This is a genomic window from Streptomyces sp. WMMC1477 (assembly GCF_027460245.1).
In the GTDB taxonomy this organism is placed as follows: Bacteria; Actinomycetota; Actinomycetes; order Streptomycetales; family Streptomycetaceae; genus Streptomyces.
In genome coordinates this window covers 2,067,211-2,082,831 of sequence record NZ_JAPZBD010000003.1, presented here as the reverse complement: position 1 = coordinate 2,082,831, position 15,621 = coordinate 2,067,211, and the positions used below count along the sequence as shown (strand labels likewise).

Annotated in this window: 14 protein-coding genes and 1 riboswitch; of the genes, 9 read left to right on the top strand and 5 right to left on the bottom strand. The window is 72.4% G+C overall.

The genetic code is table 11. From position 1 onward, the window contains the following. Nucleotides 1-145: 145 nt before the first annotated feature. Nucleotides 146-1,105 carry a glucosyl-3-phosphoglycerate synthase gene (locus O7609_RS09495; RefSeq protein ID WP_269734501.1) on the bottom strand — a complete coding sequence of 320 codons (960 nt, stop codon included), beginning with the start codon at nucleotides 1,103-1,105 and terminating at the stop codon, nucleotides 146-148. Nucleotides 1,106-1,287: 182 nt separating this feature from the next. Beyond that, nucleotides 1,288-1,443, top strand: a riboswitch (SAM riboswitch). Nucleotides 1,444-1,460: 17 nt separating this feature from the next. Here O7609_RS09495 and thrC point away from each other — a divergent pair. The 7 genes from thrC (at nucleotide 1,461) to O7609_RS09460 (ending at nucleotide 9,495) form a co-directional block, all read left to right on the top strand. After that, a complete protein-coding gene (thrC, locus tag O7609_RS09490; RefSeq protein ID WP_269734500.1) occupies nucleotides 1,461-2,777 on the top strand; it encodes a threonine synthase in 1,317 nt (438 codons plus the stop codon). 87 nt (nucleotides 2,778-2,864) lie between these two features. After that, nucleotides 2,865-3,146: a MoaD/ThiS family protein gene (locus O7609_RS09485; RefSeq protein ID WP_219092313.1), complete on the top strand. Its 282-nt coding sequence runs from the start codon at nucleotides 2,865-2,867 to the stop codon at nucleotides 3,144-3,146. A 498-nt stretch (nucleotides 3,147-3,644) separates the two neighbouring features. Next, nucleotides 3,645-3,848, top strand: coding sequence for a cold-shock protein (locus O7609_RS09480; protein ID WP_219092312.1), 204 nt, complete (start codon nucleotides 3,645-3,647; stop codon nucleotides 3,846-3,848). A gap of 356 nt (nucleotides 3,849-4,204) precedes the next feature. Further along, nucleotides 4,205-5,833 carry a chaperonin GroEL gene (gene groL, locus O7609_RS09475; protein ID WP_269743406.1) on the top strand — a complete coding sequence of 543 codons (1,629 nt, stop codon included), beginning with the start codon at nucleotides 4,205-4,207 and terminating at the stop codon, nucleotides 5,831-5,833. 359 nt (nucleotides 5,834-6,192) lie between these two features. Then, the gene (locus O7609_RS09470) at nucleotides 6,193-7,656 is read left to right on the top strand and encodes an alanine/glycine:cation symporter family protein (RefSeq protein ID WP_269743405.1); all 1,464 of its coding nucleotides are present in this window, start codon (nucleotides 6,193-6,195) and stop codon (nucleotides 7,654-7,656) included. A gap of 37 nt (nucleotides 7,657-7,693) precedes the next feature. Continuing rightward, the gene (locus O7609_RS09465; RefSeq protein ID WP_269743404.1) at nucleotides 7,694-7,876 is read left to right on the top strand and encodes a type II toxin-antitoxin system RelE family toxin; all 183 of its coding nucleotides are present in this window, start codon (nucleotides 7,694-7,696) and stop codon (nucleotides 7,874-7,876) included. A 113-nt stretch (nucleotides 7,877-7,989) separates the two neighbouring features. Continuing rightward, nucleotides 7,990-9,495, top strand: a complete 1,506-nt coding sequence (locus tag O7609_RS09460; protein WP_269743403.1) for a hypothetical protein — start codon at nucleotides 7,990-7,992, stop codon at nucleotides 9,493-9,495. Nucleotides 9,496-9,533: 38 nt separating this feature from the next. On the opposite strand, the gene O7609_RS09455 is transcribed toward O7609_RS09460, so the two are convergent. The 3 genes from O7609_RS09455 to O7609_RS09445 all read right to left on the bottom strand — a co-directional run bounded on the left by O7609_RS09455 (nucleotide 9,534) and on the right by O7609_RS09445 (nucleotide 11,872). Next, nucleotides 9,534-9,926 (bottom strand): STAS domain-containing protein, encoded by a 393-nt coding sequence (locus tag O7609_RS09455; protein ID WP_269734495.1) that lies wholly within the window; start codon nucleotides 9,924-9,926, stop codon nucleotides 9,534-9,536. Between the two features lie 217 nt (nucleotides 9,927-10,143). Beyond that, a complete protein-coding gene (locus O7609_RS09450) occupies nucleotides 10,144-10,680 on the bottom strand; it encodes a MarR family winged helix-turn-helix transcriptional regulator (protein WP_269734494.1) in 537 nt (178 codons plus the stop codon). Between the two features lie 187 nt (nucleotides 10,681-10,867). Next, the gene (locus O7609_RS09445; RefSeq protein ID WP_269734493.1) at nucleotides 10,868-11,872 is read right to left on the bottom strand and encodes a hypothetical protein; all 1,005 of its coding nucleotides are present in this window, start codon (nucleotides 11,870-11,872) and stop codon (nucleotides 10,868-10,870) included. 182 nt (nucleotides 11,873-12,054) lie between these two features. On the opposite strand from O7609_RS09445, the gene O7609_RS09440 reads away from it, so the two are divergent. Both O7609_RS09440 and O7609_RS09435 read left to right on the top strand, forming a co-directional pair. Further along, nucleotides 12,055-12,597, top strand: coding sequence for an NUDIX domain-containing protein (locus O7609_RS09440; protein WP_269734492.1), 543 nt, complete (start codon nucleotides 12,055-12,057; stop codon nucleotides 12,595-12,597). A gap of 36 nt (nucleotides 12,598-12,633) precedes the next feature. Next, nucleotides 12,634-13,467: a MerR family transcriptional regulator gene (locus O7609_RS09435; protein WP_269734491.1), complete on the top strand. Its 834-nt coding sequence runs from the start codon at nucleotides 12,634-12,636 to the stop codon at nucleotides 13,465-13,467. Between the two features lie 50 nt (nucleotides 13,468-13,517). Here O7609_RS09435 and O7609_RS09430 read toward each other — a convergent pair whose 3' ends face one another. Further along, entirely contained in the window at nucleotides 13,518-15,266 is a 1,749-nt protein-coding gene (locus O7609_RS09430; RefSeq protein ID WP_269743402.1) for a GAF domain-containing sensor histidine kinase, read from the bottom strand. Nucleotides 15,267-15,621: the final 355 nt, after the last annotated feature.

Sequence of the window (15,621 nt, the reverse complement as noted above, 5' to 3'; positions counted from 1 at the left end):
GGCCGTGCGGTTCCGCCCCCGCGAGGGGCGCGGGGAACCGCGCGACCGTCCGCGGCGGACCCGCGGTTCGCGACGCGCGTGCGGGGGCACCCCGTGTCCGGGCCGGGCCCGGTGCCGGGGGCTGCGCGACCGGGCGACGGGCGGCCTACGCGGCGTGGCGGGCGGCGGTGTACTCCGGGACCGTGCTCATCGGCGGCCGCTCCTCGGTGTCCACGGGATGCGTGCGGGGGACGAAGCCGCCGCCCTCCTCGCGGGCGAACTGGGTCAGCCCGGCGTGGGTGAGCGGCGCCCCCGCGATGCGCCGCTGCGCCGTGCGGTAGATGGCCGCCGCCATCCTGCCCAGGGCCTGGCCGTCCTGGTTGCGGTGCTTGCGGACGCCGACGTCGACCTGGGCGAGGGCGTCCAGCCCGACGGCGTGCAGGGAGTCCACCAGCAGCGCCAGCTCGACGCCGTAGCCGACGGGGAAGGGCAGCCGCTCCAGGAGCGAGCGCCGGGCGGCGTACTCCCCGCCGAGCGGCTGGACGAACCCGGCCAGCCGGGGCCAGTGCAGGTTGAGCACGGGCCGTGCCACCAACTCGGTGACGCGGCCGCCGCCCGCCGGGCTGTCCCCGAGCGGCCGGTCGTACATCCCCTTGACGAGGTGCAGCTCCGGGTCGGTGAGCAGTGGGCCGACGATGCCGGAGACGAAGGTGGAGCGGAAGTCCCGCAGATCGGCGTCGACGAAGCAGACGATCTCGCCGCTGGTGGCCAGGAGCGAGCGCCACAGCACCTCCCCCTTGCCGGGCACGGTCGGCACCCGGGGCAGCAGCGAGTCCCGGTGGACGACCTTGGCCCCGGCCGCCGCCGCCACGTCCCCGGTGCGGTCGCTGGAGCCGGAGTCGAGCACCACCAGCTCGTCGACGAGCGGGACCTCCCGCGTCATGAGTTCGGCACGGATCGTGGTCACGATGTCGCCGACGGTGGCCTCCTCGTTGAGCGCGGGGAGCACGACGCTCACGCTGCCGTGCGCCCCCGCCGCCCGCTTTGCGGCGAGCAGCCGCGCGAGCGGTCGGTCCGATGCGCTCCAGGAGCGCCGGTGCAGCCAGCTCTCGACCTCGTTCAGCACGTATCCGCCTCCAGCGATCAGCCGCGAACGCCTGCGTCTCGCGGTTCGGACGACCCCATCCACCCTCACGGCCGTCGGTTACAGTCTTGAACAGCGCACGTGACCTCCGCATGTCGGGGCACGTCGCGGACGGACCCGGCGCCCACCGGCGCCACCGACAAACACGCCGCCCGGCGTCATAGAGCTCATCCAGAGGGGCAGAGGGAACGGCCCGTAGAAGCCCCGGCAACCCTCCCGCGCGCGATTGCGTCATTCCGGTTCATTCCGGAGGCGAAGGCCGCCGTGGGGAAGGTGCCAATTCCGTCCCATGGCGAGAGCCGTCGTGGGGAAGATGAGGAGAAAGGGCCTCGCCTCCATGGCCGTGAACACGGTTTCAAGCACCGAATCCAACTCCGCCGCCGCTGTCGGCAGCGCCGCCGCGGGCGTCTCGCTCGGCCCCGCCGTGGCGCTGTCCTGTCGCGAGTGCGGCGAGCGTACCCCGCTGGGCCCCAGCTTCGCCTGTGTGGCCTGTTTCGGCCCGCTGGAGATCGCCTACGAGCTGCCCCGGGGTGACGCCGAGGCGCTGCGCCGGCGGATCGAGGCCGGTCCCGACAACATCTGGCGGTACGCGCCGCTGCTGCCCGTGCCCGCCGACGTCGCCGCCAAGCCGAACCTGAACCCGGGCTTCACCAAGCTCGTGCGCGCCGACAACCTGGCCAAGGAGCTGGGCGTCACCGGTGAGCTGCACGTCAAGGACGACTCCGGCAACCCCACGCACTCCTTCAAGGACCGCGTCGTGGCCATCGCCGTCGAGGCCGCCCGCGCCTTCGGCTTCACCACGCTCTCCTGTTCCTCCACCGGCAACCTGGCCGGCGCGGTCGGTGCCGCGGCGGCCCGCGCCGGGCTGCGGTCGTGCGTGTTCATCCCGCACGACCTGGAGCAGGGCAAGGTCGTCATGGCCGCCGTGTACGGGGGCGACCTCGTGGGCATCGAGGGCACCTACGACGACGTCAACCGGTTCTGCAGCGAGCTGATCGGCGACCCGGCCGGTGAGGGCTGGGGCTTCGTCAACGTCAATCTGCGCCCCTACTACGCCGAGGGCTCCAAGACGCTCGCGTACGAGATCTGCGAGCAGCTCGGCTGGCGGCTGCCGGACCAGATCGTCGTCCCGATCGCCTCCGGCTCCCAGCTCACCAAGATCGACAAGGGGCTGCGGGAGCTGGTCGAGCTGGGCCTCGTCGAGGACCGGCCGTACAGGATCTTCGGCGCCCAGGCCGAGGGCTGCTCCCCGGTCTCCCAGGCGTTCAAGGGCGGCCGCGACGTCGTCCGCCCGGTGCGGCCGGACACCATCGCCAAGTCGCTCGCCATCGGCAACCCCGCCGACGGCCCGTACGTGCTCGACATCGCCCGCCGCACCGGTGGCGCGGTGGAGGACGTGACGGACGAGCAGGTGGTCGACGCGATCAAGCTGCTGGCCCGCACCGAGGGCGTCTTCGCGGAGACGGCGGGCGGCGTGACCGTCGGCGTCACCCGCAAGCTGATCGAGAACGGCCTGCTCGACCCGGCGCTGACCACCGTCGTCCTCAACACCGGCGACGGCCTGAAGACGCTGGACGCCGTCGCGCCGACGACCGGCCCCAGCGCCGTCATCCGCCCTTCGCTGGACGCCTTCCGCGCCGCCGGCCTGGCGTGAGCCGCGTCCCGCGGCCCGTCTGACCCACGCCCTTACGACTCGGGTACCCGGGACCCGGTACCCACGACTCGCGAAAGTGATCCCACCATGAGCGTCAACGTCCGCATTCCCACCATCCTGCGCACCTACACGGGCGGCCAGGCCGAGGTCACCGCCGAGGGCGCCACCCTGGGGGAGGTGCTGGCCGACCTGGAGAAGAACCACGCCGGCATCAGCGCCCGGGTGCTGGACGACACGGGCAAGCTGCGCCGTTTCGTGAACGTGTACGTCAACGACGACGACGTCCGCTTCGCGGAGGGCCTCGCGACGCCGACCCCGGACGGTGTGGGCGTCTCCATCATCCCCGCCGTGGCCGGCGGCGCGGTCTGAGCGTCGGCGGTTCCTGCGACGGACGCACTGACGGTCCGTCACTTCGCCCTCGGCGTAAGTTCGTTGCGGCTCCGCCCCGTCCCCGGGGCGGAGCCGCGGCGTGTTCGCGGCCCTCCAGAGAGGCGGAAGCGGTCATTCCGGCTTCCGCGAAGCGGTAGGGTGAGATGCGAAACCCCCCTGACAGCACCCCGCATGACGGAGATTCATGCGGGAAGTTCTGCCTGCCACGGAAAGTGGCGCAGAAAGTTATGTCCGGTTGACTCCTGTTATGTCCTGCCGGGTCTGTCCCGGTTCATCGATGGATGGCCGCTATCGGGCGATCGGTTCTCCGTGGATTTCTCGTCTGATTGACCTGTTGCACAGGGCGTTCGTCCAGATACATTCAGCGGCGGTCGACGCGTTCCGGCGCACAGCACCCTCGCGACCCAGGGGGTGGACTCTGACCCGGGTCCGCGGAGTGCGGGCTCGTGCAAAGGGCCAGTAATAGGGGAGTTAGGAATGGCTCAGGGCACCGTCAAGTGGTTCAACGCGGAGAAGGGCTACGGCTTCATCGCGGTCGACGGTGGTGCGGACGTGTTCGTCCACTACAGCGCGATCCAGATGGACGGCTACCGCACCCTTGAGGAAGGGCAGCGGGTCGAGTTCGAGATCTCGCAGGGTCAGAAGGGGCCGCAGGCGGACATGGTCCGCCTGACCGCCTGAGCGACGACCGTCCACGCCACCTCCCGAAGGGCCCGGCCATGGCCGGGCCCTTCGGGCTTTCCGCATGCGTGCGCCGCGCTCCGCCGTGGGCGGTCCCGCCGCGTGATCCCGGTCGCCCCGGGTGTCGCGGAGGCCGGGACATCCGGCCCGGGGCAGGGCCCGGGCGCTTGCACTCACAGGGGGCGAGTGCTAATCATGGGGCTTAGCACTCTGCACATGAGAGTGACAACGTAGGACCGGTTCGGTGAGGTCCGCGCGGCCCGGCGGGAAGGAACGCCAGGTCGTGCAGGCCGTCCGTCGCGGGCGCCAGCGCGGTCCTGAAGCACTCCACCCCAGTCCTGGGAGGACCACTTCACATGGCCAAGATCATCGCGTTCGACGAGGAGGCGCGGCGCGGCCTCGAACGCGGCATGAACCAGCTCGCCGACGCCGTCAAGGTCACGCTTGGCCCCAAGGGTCGCAACGTCGTGCTGGAGAAGAAGTGGGGCGCCCCCACGATCACCAACGACGGTGTCTCCATCGCCAAGGAGATCGAGCTCGAGGACGCCTACGAGAAGATCGGCGCCGAGCTCGTCAAGGAGGTCGCGAAGAAGACGGACGACGTCGCCGGTGACGGCACGACGACCGCTACCGTCCTCGCCCAGGCGCTGGTCCGCGAGGGTCTGCGCAACGTGGCCGCCGGTGCCAATCCGATGGCCCTGAAGCGCGGTATCGAGGCCGCCACCGAGGCCGTCTCCGCCGCGCTGCTGGAGCAGGCCAAGGACGTGGAGACGAAGGAGCAGATCGCCTCCACCGCCTCCATCTCCGCCGCCGACGTCCAGATCGGCGAGCTGATCGCCGAGGCCATGGACAAGGTCGGCAAGGAAGGCGTCATCACCGTCGAGGAGTCCCAGACCTTCGGTCTGGAGCTGGAGCTCACCGAGGGTATGCGCTTCGACAAGGGCTACATCTCGGCGTACTTCGCGACCGACATGGAGCGTATGGAGACCGTCTACGACGACCCGTACATCCTGATCGCGAACTCCAAGGTCGGCAACGTCAAGGAGCTGCTGCCGCTCCTGGAGAAGGTCATGCAGTCGGGCAAGCCGCTGCTGATCATCGCCGAGGACGTCGAGGGCGAGGCCCTGTCCACGCTGATCGTCAACAAGATCCGCGGCACCTTCAAGTCCGTCGCCGTCAAGGCCCCGGGCTTCGGCGACCGCCGCAAGGCCATGCTCGGCGACATCGCCATCCTCACCGGTGGCCAGGTCATCTCCGAGGAGGTCGGCCTCAAGCTGGAGAACGCCGGTCTCGAGCTGCTCGGCCGCGCCCGCAAGGTCGTCGTCACCAAGGACGAGACCACCATCGTCGACGGTGCCGGCGAGAGCGAGCAGGTCCAGGGCCGGGTCAACCAGATCCGCGCCGAGATCGAGAACTCCGACTCGGACTACGACCGCGAGAAGCTCCAGGAGCGCCTCGCCAAGCTGGCCGGCGGCGTGGCCGTTATCAAGGCCGGCGCCGCCACCGAGGTGGAGCTCAAGGAGCGCAAGCACCGCATCGAGGACGCGGTGCGCAACGCCAAGGCCGCCGTCGAGGAGGGCATCGTCGCCGGTGGTGGCGTGGCCCTGCTCCAGGCCTCCAGCGTCTTCGAGAAGCTGGAGCTGGAGGGCGACGAGGCCACCGGTGCCGCCGCCGTCAAGCTGGCCCTGGAGGCCCCGCTCAAGCAGATCGCGGTCAACGCCGGTCTCGAGGGCGGCGTCATCGTGGAGAAGGTGCGCAACCTCTCCGTGGGCCACGGCCTGAACGCCGCCACGGGCGAGTACGTCGACATGATCGCCGAGGGCATCATCGACCCCGCCAAGGTGACCCGTTCCGCGCTGCAGAACGCCGCGTCGATCGCCGCGCTGTTCCTCACCACCGAGGCCGTCATCGCCGACAAGCCGGAGAAGGCCGCCGCCGGTGGCGCGCCGGACCCGACCGGTGGCATGGGCGGCATGGACTTCTGATCCGGACGGATCGGCGGTTCCCGCCGGGGCGCCCAGCGCTCCGGCCCGGGGCGGCTCTCCCCTCCACGGGGAGAGCCGCCCTTTCTCTGTCCCTCTTCCTGTCCCTTCCTCCCGGCCCGCTTGCCCGCCCTCGTGGCCGTACCGCGCCCCCGTCCGCCCGCGATTGCCGCGCGACGGACCGCATCGGGCATACCACGTCATACCTGTGAGAATCAGCACGTCCGGCGTCCCTGTTCAGTGCGTGCGAACGCTGGTTAACCTCCCGTGAACCGCACGGCCACGTACGCGACCCGTACCGCCGCCGTCGGAACAGAACCATCCGCTCCACCCGACTCACGAGGACGGGACGTACCACCCCCATGAGCTCGCTTGACGCCCTCATCGTCGACGTCAACGACGTCTTCTGGACGTATCTGCTGGTCCCGCTCATCGCGATCGCGGGCCTCTACTTCACCCTCCGCTCCCGGGGTGCCCAGCTCCGCCTGGTCCCGGACATGCTGCGGGTCTTCAAGGGCAAGCGCTCGGACGGGGTGACCCCCTTCGGCGCCTTCACCATCTCCGCCGCCGCCCGCATCGGCACCGGCAACGTCGCCGGCGTGGCCGCGGCCATCACCCTCGGCGGGCCCGGCGCCGTCTTCTGGATGTGGATGATGGCCCTCGTCGGCGCCGCCTCCGCGTTCGTCGAGTCCGTCCTCGCCCAGCTGTACAAGGCGCGCGGCAAGGAGCCCGGCACCTACCGCGGCGGCCCCGCCTACTACATGCAGCGCGCCCTCGGGAAGCGCTGGCTCGGCGTCCTGTTCGCCGTCCTGGTCACCCTGACCTTCGGCTTCGTGCTGACCGCCGTGCAGTCCAACACCATCGCCGTCGCGGTCGAGGGCTCGCTCGGCGGCGTCGAGTCCGGCTGGTTCACCCCGATGCTCGGCCTCGGCCTGGCCGGCCTGCTCGCCCTCGCCGTCTTCTTCGGCGTCAAGCGCCTGGCGAAGGTCACCAGCACGCTCGTCCCGGCGATGGCGGTCCTCTACCTGATCCTCGGCACGGTCATCGTCGCCCTCAACGCCGGCCAGATCCCCGGCATGCTGGGCGACATCGTCGGCGGCGCCTTCGGGCTCCGCGAGGCCGCCGGCGGCGCCATCGGCACCGCGATCCTCCAGGGCGTGCGCCGGGGCATGTTCTCCAACGAGGCCGGCATGGGCTCCGCTCCGAACGCCGCCGCCTCCGCCGAGACCTCGCACCCCGTCAAGCAGGGCCTCGTGCAGACCTTCGGCGTCTACTTCGACACCCTCGTCGTCTGCACCATGACCGCGTTCGTCGTGCTGAGCGCCAACCCGTCCCTCGCCGAGCGCGGCGGGGCCGACGTCACCCAGTCCGCGTTCGCCGCCACCCTCGGCGACTGGGGCGCGCACGCCCTCACCCTCATCGTCTTCATGCTGGCCTTCAGCTCGATGATCGGTAACTACTACTACGGCGAGTCCAACATCCAGTTCATGACCGGCTCCCGGTCCGTCATGACCGGCTACCGCGTCGTCGTCCTGAGCTGCGCCGTGCTCGGCGCCATGGGCTCGGTCAGCATCGTGTGGAGCCTGGCCGACATCACCATGGGCGCGATGGCCCTGGTCAACCTGCTGTCGATCCTGCCGCTGTCCGCCGTCGCCTTCAAGCTGCTGCGCGACTACCAGCAGCAGCGGCAGGCCGGGCTCGACCCCGTCTTCACCCGCGACCGGATCCCCGGCCTGCACGGCGTCGAGTGCTGGTCCCCCGAGCCCGGCTCCGGGTCCGCGGACCAGCCCGCTCCGGCGAAGGCGTCCGCCGCCACGCGGAGCTGAGACGGCCGGCCGGCCGAGGGAAGCGATCGTGTGGCCCGTGGGGACGGTGTACACCATCCCCACGGGCCACACCTGCTGCGTGGCGCCGGTCGGCTCGGATGGCGGGGAGCGGCGCCTGCGGGCCGGTGACCACCGCGTCGTCTGCACGGTTCGTGACGACCGCCTGCTGGCGCACGGCGTCCGGGCCGGGCGCCGCGGTGAGGTGCACCGGGGGCGGTGACACGGGGTACGCCGTCCGGCGGACCCGTGTGGCCGCGCCCGGCGCTTCCGCGGAGGGTTGGCGTACCCGGGTGCGCTGGACGGAACGCACCCGCCCGAGGCGTGAGGGCACCCATGCGCACATCCACCCCCGCCCTGGCCGACCGCCAGGAGGCCCACTTCCTGGCCTCCCTGAGAGCCCAGGCCCCGGCGCCCGAACGGCACGCGCTGTGGCTCGGCCTCGTCGCCGTCGCGTTCACCGCCGTCCAGCTCGCCCTCGTCGTGCCGGGGCTCGGGCTCGGCTGGGACGAGACGGTCTACGTCAGCCAGAGCGGCCCCGACGCCACCCGGGCTTTCTTCAGCGCGCCCCGGGCCCGCGGCATCAGCTACCTCGTCACCCCCGTCACCGCGGTGACCGACTCCGTCACGGTGCTGCGGATCTACCTGGCCCTCCTCGCCGGAGGCGCGCTGTTCCTCGCCCTGTGGGTCTGGCGCATCCTCCTGCCCGCCCCGGTGCTCGCCCTCGCCGGGGGTCTGTTCGCCTCGCTGTGGATCACCCTCTTCTACGGCCCGCAGGTCATGCCCAACCTGTGGGTGGCCTTCGCGGCCCTGGCCACCGTCGGCTGCTTCCTGCGCGCCGTCGAGGCCGAGCCGGGACGCGACCCCCGCGCCCTGCTCGGCCTCGGCCTCGGCATCGCCTGCGTCGCCCTGCTCCGTCCCGGGGACGCCGCCTGGCTCGGCCTGCCGCTCGTCCTCGCCGCGCTCGTGGTGCCGCGCTGGCGGCGCCCGCTGCCCGTCGCCGTGCTCGGCTCGGGCGCCGTGCTCGGCGCGGCGCAGTGGCTGGTCGAGGCCCACCTCTCCTACGGTGGCGTCCTCGCCCGGCTGGACCGGGCCGGGGAGATCCAGGGCGGGCTCGGCTGGAACCTCGCCGTCGACGACCAGGTTCGCGCCCTCGCCGGCCGTTCGCTGTGCCGCCCGTGCGCCATCGGCTGGGAGCACCCGGTGACCGCCCTCTGGTTCCTCCTGCTCCCGCTGCCGCTGATCGCCGGGCTCGTCGTCGCCGCACGGCTGCGGCTGTCGGCCCCCGTGCTGCTCGCGACCGTCACCGGGCTGTCCGTCGCCGTGCCCTACCTGTTCCTCATCGACTACGCCGCCCCGCGCTTCCTGCTGCCCGCCTACGCCCTGCTCGCCCTGCCCGTCGCCCTGTGCCTCGTCCGGCTGTGCACCCGGCCCTCCCGCTGGCGTCCACTGCTCGCGGGGCTGGTCGTGGTGGGGCTCCTGGGGCACGTGGCGGTGCAGTACGGGGTGCTGCGGGATGCCGTGGACCGCAGCGGGCGGGCCGCCCGGGAGATCGCCGGCGTCGCCGCCGAGCTGCGCCGTCTCGGCGTCCGGCCGCCCTGTGTCGTCTCGGGGCACGACGCCGTCCGCGTCGCCTACCGGGCCGGCTGCGCCTCACGCCAGCTCACCGGGCACGACGGCAGCATCACCCCCGCCGGACTGCGCGAGGCGGCGGACCGCCACGCGGTGGCCGTGCTCGTCGCCGGCGACCGCCGGCCCCCGTCCGTCGCCCGGACCTGGACGGAGCACCCGCTTCCGGACCGGTCGGTCAGCCCGGACTACCGGGCGTATGTCGCTCCGTGAGCCCGGTGGCGGGGCCTGGGACGGACGTGGGCCCGGGGTCAGACGGCGGGCGGCCACACCGGCCGCTGCTCCGACGGGACGGCCGCCAGCGCCGCGCCGGGCGTGGGGTAGCAGTGGAAGACGTGGCGGGTGCCGGTCAGCGTGAGCATGCGCAGCACCCGGCTCCCGACGGCCGCTAGCAGGAGCTGACCGCCCAGTCGGCGGCACAGCCAGTTGAGGGACAGCAGGCAGTTCAGCCCGCGCGAGTCGCAGAAGCCGAGCGCCGTCAGGTCCAGCACGAGGTGGTGGTGGCCCGCGTCGACGAGCGTCCCCGCGTGCTCCTGGAGCTGCCGCTCGGTGGAGACGTCGAGCTTGCCCGCGACCCGCACCAGCGCGCAGCCCTCGGTCCGCGCGACATCCGTCAGGCTGATGCTGTCCGTGTCGCTGTACATCCCGCTCTTCGCCTCCCCTCGTGCCCTCGCCCGTCGGACTCATCGTAAACCGTTGCAAGACGGCAAACATCGCCGCGGGCGCCGAGAAGCCGCCTCCGGCCGTCACGGGGACGGCCCGGACGGTCCGCGGGAGTGTGCCGTACCCGCCCGCCCCACACCCCCGCTTCCCGCGACCGTCCCGGTTCCAGCATGCCCCGATCCCGGCCGCCCCTCATCTTCAGACGCCCCGCCCGCCGACGTTCCCCGCCGCCCCGCCCGGCGCGGGGGCCGCGGGTGCCTCCACGGCCCCGAACGCGTCGATCACGTCGAACGCGTCCCGGAAGCCGCGCAGCCCCTCCGCGAGCGCCGAGCGCGCCGCCGGTGCCATCGCGTCGAGCACCCGCGAGAGCACCTCCTCCCGGCGCACCCGCAGATCGCGCAGGAACGCCTTGCCCTCGCCCGTCAGCCGCAGCTCCAGCTCCCGTCGGCTCACCTGGCTCACCGAGCGCTCCACGAAGCCGATCGCCTCCAGCCGGTCGCACAGCCGGCTCACGGACGACGGACCCGCCCCGAGCAGCGTCCCCAGCGTGCGCAGGTTGACGCCCTCCTCACGGTCCAGGCTGTACATCACCCGCAGCTGTGCGGTGGACACCGGTGACGACGACACCGCGTCCCGGCCCCGCTCCCACACCACCTCCAGCAGCTCCACCACCTCCGCCGCGAGCCGGGCGGCATCGCCGCGGCGACCGTGAGGGGGTGCGGGGTTCAGGCCCATCGAGCAGTGCACTCCGAATCAGCGTCGACAGCACGGGTTCTGGCGCGGTCCACCACCATAGGTCCGGACCGCCGCCCGCCCCGCCGCGCGCCGCCGCCCACCCCGCCGCCTACCCCGCACGGCGGGGCGCCCCCCGCCCGTTCGCGTGACGGGCGGGGAAGGCCCGCCGCCGTCGTCCACGGATGCGTCACACGCGCCGGGCGAACCCGCACGCGTCCGGCCGGTCCTCGAGATCCCCGCGGCGGTCGTAGGGGTCGGTCAGCTCGTCTCCCGGCTCGGCCTGGTCGCCTTCGCCGTACCAGGTGAACTCCGGCTCGATGTATCCGGGAGCGGCGTCACACCTGGTGTTCGTGATGTCGGCGATGTCGTACAGGATCCACAGTCTGCCCTCGGTCCCGGTCCACTCGTCCAGCTCGCCGACGTGCACCTCCAGCACCCGGCGGACCAGCGAGCGGCCCACGGCATGCGGGGGGTCGGCCTTCGTCACCGGGTAGACGAAGCTGTAGTCGGCACGGATCACGGCGGACCCGTCGTCCCCCTCCTCGACGGTCATCCGGCCGCGCACCTTGATCACCTCACCGGCGAGCTCGACCTTCTCCGGGTCGAACCGGGGGAACCACCACACGGGGTTGTCCTCCTCGGTCGGGTTCTCCAGAGCGCGGCGCATGCCGTCGAGCACGTCCTCCTGCAGCGGGTCGATCAGCGCGAGGGCCTCCTCGGGGTGGCCGCCCCGGAGGACCGCCCGGTCGAGGTGCGAGGCGACGAGGAACTCCTTGGTCAGCACCAGCGACGACGCGACCGTCTCCTTCGACGTCTTCCCGACGGCCTCCGCCTCCGGCAGGACGATCGCCTCGGCGCCCTCGGCCCATCGCTTCGCCGGTGAGCCCGCGAACGGGTCGTCCAGCGTGGGACGCTCCGGGTAGCCGTACTTCGGGGCAGCCGTGGGCGCCGCGGACTCGGCGGCCAGCGGCGCCGACGCGCCGTCACCGTCGCCCGGAGGCCCGGCCTGTCCGTCCAGCCAGACGTATCCGGTGCCGAGGGCGGCGAGCGCGAGCGCTCCGGCGACCCACCGTCCGGCCCGCCACGCGGGACCGTTCCGCCAGCCTCCGGGCCGCCGCGGCGAGGCCGTCCCGTCGTCGGGCGGCGAGGCCTCGTGGCCTGGGTTGTCGGTGGGCGGCGGAGCGGCAGTCATACGGTCTTCCTCGATGATCACGGTGCTGAACTGCACGAACGCTAGATCATCGAGAACACGGACCGCAGTGGACACGACAACGAACCCGTAACGCCCGCACCGCCGTCAGCGGGCGTCCGCCCCATCGCACGGATGGGGAAGCGGCGCGCGCGCCGGGCCGTTCCCGATATAGGACTGGGACCATGACGACCACACGCGACGAGTCCGCCACCGGAGCGCCCTTCCCGCTTCCGCAGGCCGACTACCTGGCCACCCTCCCCAAGGCCACCATCTACGCCTGCGTCTTCCTCACCGACGAGCGGGGCCGCGTCGTCCAGCTCCGCTCCGTCTTCCGGGACCGGCCCTGGCAGCTGCCCGGCGGCAACATGGACGCCGGGGAGGACCCGTTCAGGACCGCCGTCCGCGAGACGTACGAGGAGACCGGGCTGCGCGTCGACCGGCCCTGCCCGCTCCTGCTCATGCACTACGTGCGCTCCGAGGCCCGGGACGCGCCGCTGGCCAAGGTCGGCTTCTGCTTCGACGGCGGCACCCTCACCGACCGCCAGATCGCCGGCATCCGACTCGACCCGGCCGAGCACGACCGCTGGGCCGTCGAGGACTGGGCCACCTGGGAGCGCCTGATGCCGCCCGACGGCTACCGGCGCATCGCCGCCATGGCCGAGGCCCGCCGCACCGGCCGCGCCGGGCTGCTCGTCACCGAACCCGCCACCGCCACCGGCGCTTGACCCTCACACGGTGTCAGGCCGTCTGCTGAGGACAACATGTTCAGCATCGGAGACTTCGCCAAGCACGGCAGCGTGTCGGTACGCATGCTGCGCCACTACGACGCGGTGGGGCTGCTGCGCCCCGCCCGCGTCGACCCGCACAGCGGCTACCGCTACTACGGCGCCGCCCAGCTGGCCCGCCTCAACCGCATCATCGCGCTCAAGGACCTCGGCTTCACCCTGGAGCAGGTCCGCGCGGTGCTCGACGAGGAGGTCGAGCCGGGCGAGCTGCGCGGCATGCTGCGGCTGCGCCGCGCCGAGCTCGCGGCGGCCATGGCCGCGGACGCGGCCCGGCTCACGCAGGTCGAGGCGAGGCTCCGGACGATCGAGAGCGAGGGAACCATGTCGTCCCAGGACATCGTGATCAAGCGGGTGCCCGCCGTCCGGGTGGCGGAGCTGACGGCCACCGCCGAAGGCTTCGGACCCGACCACATCAGCCCCGTCATTCAGCCGCTCTACCGCGAGCTCTTCCAGCGGCTCGCCGCCGCCGGGGTCACCCCCGTCGGTCCGGGGGTGGCCTACTACGAGCCCCTGGAGGGCGGTGCCGTCACCGTGCACGCCGGGGTGCAGGTGGCCGTGGAGCCGGACGACGCCCACGACTTCACCGTCGTCACCCTGCCCGAGCTGGAGTCCGCCGCCACGCTCGTGCACCACGGCTCGATGGACGGCGTCATGCCGAGCGTGCAGGCCCTGGCCCGGTGGATCGAGGCCAACGGCTACCGCACGACCGCCCCGCCCCGCGAGGTCTACCTCTCCGCCGACGGCGACCCCTCGACCTGGGTCACCGAACTCCAGGAGCCGGTCGTCCGGGAGCCGGCCGTCAGCGTCTAGTCAGGCCGCCGCCGACGACGTGCCGGTTCCGGGGGTGGGGCGCGCCGCGATCACGTTCGCTCCGCGTGCCCGGACTGCCCCAGGGGTACCCACCAGACGAGGTGGGTACCCCCGTCGTCTCGGCTGCCGTCCTGCATGTCACCACCAAGCTGGTGCGCGCGTTCCTTCATGTTGCGCAGTCCGCTCCGTCGGCCCCCGGGCGCGATGCCCGCGCCGTTGTCGGTGACGGTGAGCCGGACCAGCCTGCCGTCGGTCTCGAGCGCCACCTCAGCTCGGTCGGCGCGGGCGTGGCGGGCGATGTTGGTCAGGGACTCGGACAGGACGGCCATGACGTGGTCGGCCGTCGCCCGGGGGACATGCGTGTCGAGCAGGCCCTCCATGCGGACGCCGGGGGCGAAGCCCAGCAGAGGCGCCGCGTCGTCGACCGCCCGCACCACCCGCGCCCGGAGGGCCGGCGCCATGTCGTCGCCCCGCGAGCGCAGGCCGAAGATCGTCGACCTGATGATCTTGATGGTCTCGTCGAGATCGCCCACCGCCCGCAGCACGCGTGCGGAGGCCGCCTCGTGCTCGATCAGGCGGCCGGCGCTCTGCAGCGTCATCCCCGTGGCGAACAGCCGCTGGATCGCCAGGTCGTGCAGGTCGCGGGCGATGCGGTCGCGGTCTTCCAGCAACGCGATCTGTTCGGCGTCCTTGCGGCGCTCCGCCAGCTCCATGGCGACGGCCGCCTGCGCGGCGAAGACCTGGAGGGACTCCGTCTCCTGCTGGGTGAACTCGTGCCGGCCCGCCTCGCTGGCCAGCAGGACCACGCCGCGCACACCCCCGCTTGAACCGATGGGCGCGGCCACCGCGGGGCCGAGGCCCTCCAGGCCGGCGGGCGAGCCGGCTGCTACGCGCTCGTCCCTGGACACGTCCGGTGTGCTCACGGGGGCGCCCTGGACGAATACCTGGCCGACGAGGCTGCCCCGTGCGGGCAGCACCATGCCGCTGAGCGTCTCGGCCCCCTGCCCGATCGCCAGCTCCACGGCAAGCGTGTCGGTGCCGGGCACCGGCACGGCGATCACCCCGAGGGCGGCCGACGTGATCTCCCGCGCCCGCTCCGCGATCAGCGCCAGCACGTCGCGCTGCCCGGCGCCCGACATCAGGGTGTGTGTGATCTCCGCGTTCGCCTGGAGCCAGCGTTCGCGTAGCCGTGACTCCTCGTACAGCCGCGCGTTGTCGATGGCCACACCCGCCGCCACGGCCAGGGTGGCCAGCACCGACTCGTCGTCCTCGTCGAACTGGAGCCCGTCCCGCTTCTCGGTCAGGTACAGGTTGCCGAAGACGTGGTCGCGCACCCGGATGGGCACGCCGAGGAAGGTGTTCATCGGCGGATGGTGCCGCGGAAACCCGTATGAGGCGGGGTGCCCGGAGAGCTTCGGCAGGCGCAGCGGCTCGGGACGGCGGATCAGCTCGCCGATGATGCCGTGTCCTTCGGGGTAGTGGCCTATGCGCTCGATCTGTTCCTCGTCGATGCCCACCGTGTAGAAGGCCGACAGGCGCTTGCCGTCCGGGCCGATCACCCCGAGCGCCGCGTACTCGGCGTCCACCAGGGCCGCCGCCGCTTCGACGATGCTGTGCAGCACGTCCTCCAGATTCAGCTCACGCCCGACGGAGAGCACTGCCTCCAGCAGACTGTGCACCCGGTCCCGCGTGCCGCGTGCCGCGTCCAGACGGGCCTGCAACTCCTCCAGCAGTTCGTCCAGCCGCAGTTGGGGCAGCCGTACACGGGCCTCCTCATCCGTCCCCTCCGAGCTTCGCACCGCTGATCCTCCATGCCCGCGCGCCTTCCGGCGGTCGTGCCGCCCCGTGTCACGTTAGCGGCTCGGTCCGAAGGGGGGCGGCGACCGGAGGCTCGGGGCGCGAAGCCGCCCGTGGCGGACGGCGCCGTTCCGTCGGATGACGATGAGAGCGGTGCGCACCGAGGTGAGGTGTGGGCCAGGGCGGCCGCGGCCACGAGCGCCAGCAGGGCGAGGCTTGCCGCATACGTGCCGTACACGCCGTACAGCGAACCCATGACCAGCGGTGGAAGGAACCCTCGCAGCCCTCCGGCGGCGCCGACCAGGCCGGTGACCGAGCCGACCTGGTCGACCGGGGTCAGCAGGGCCACCAGGGGAC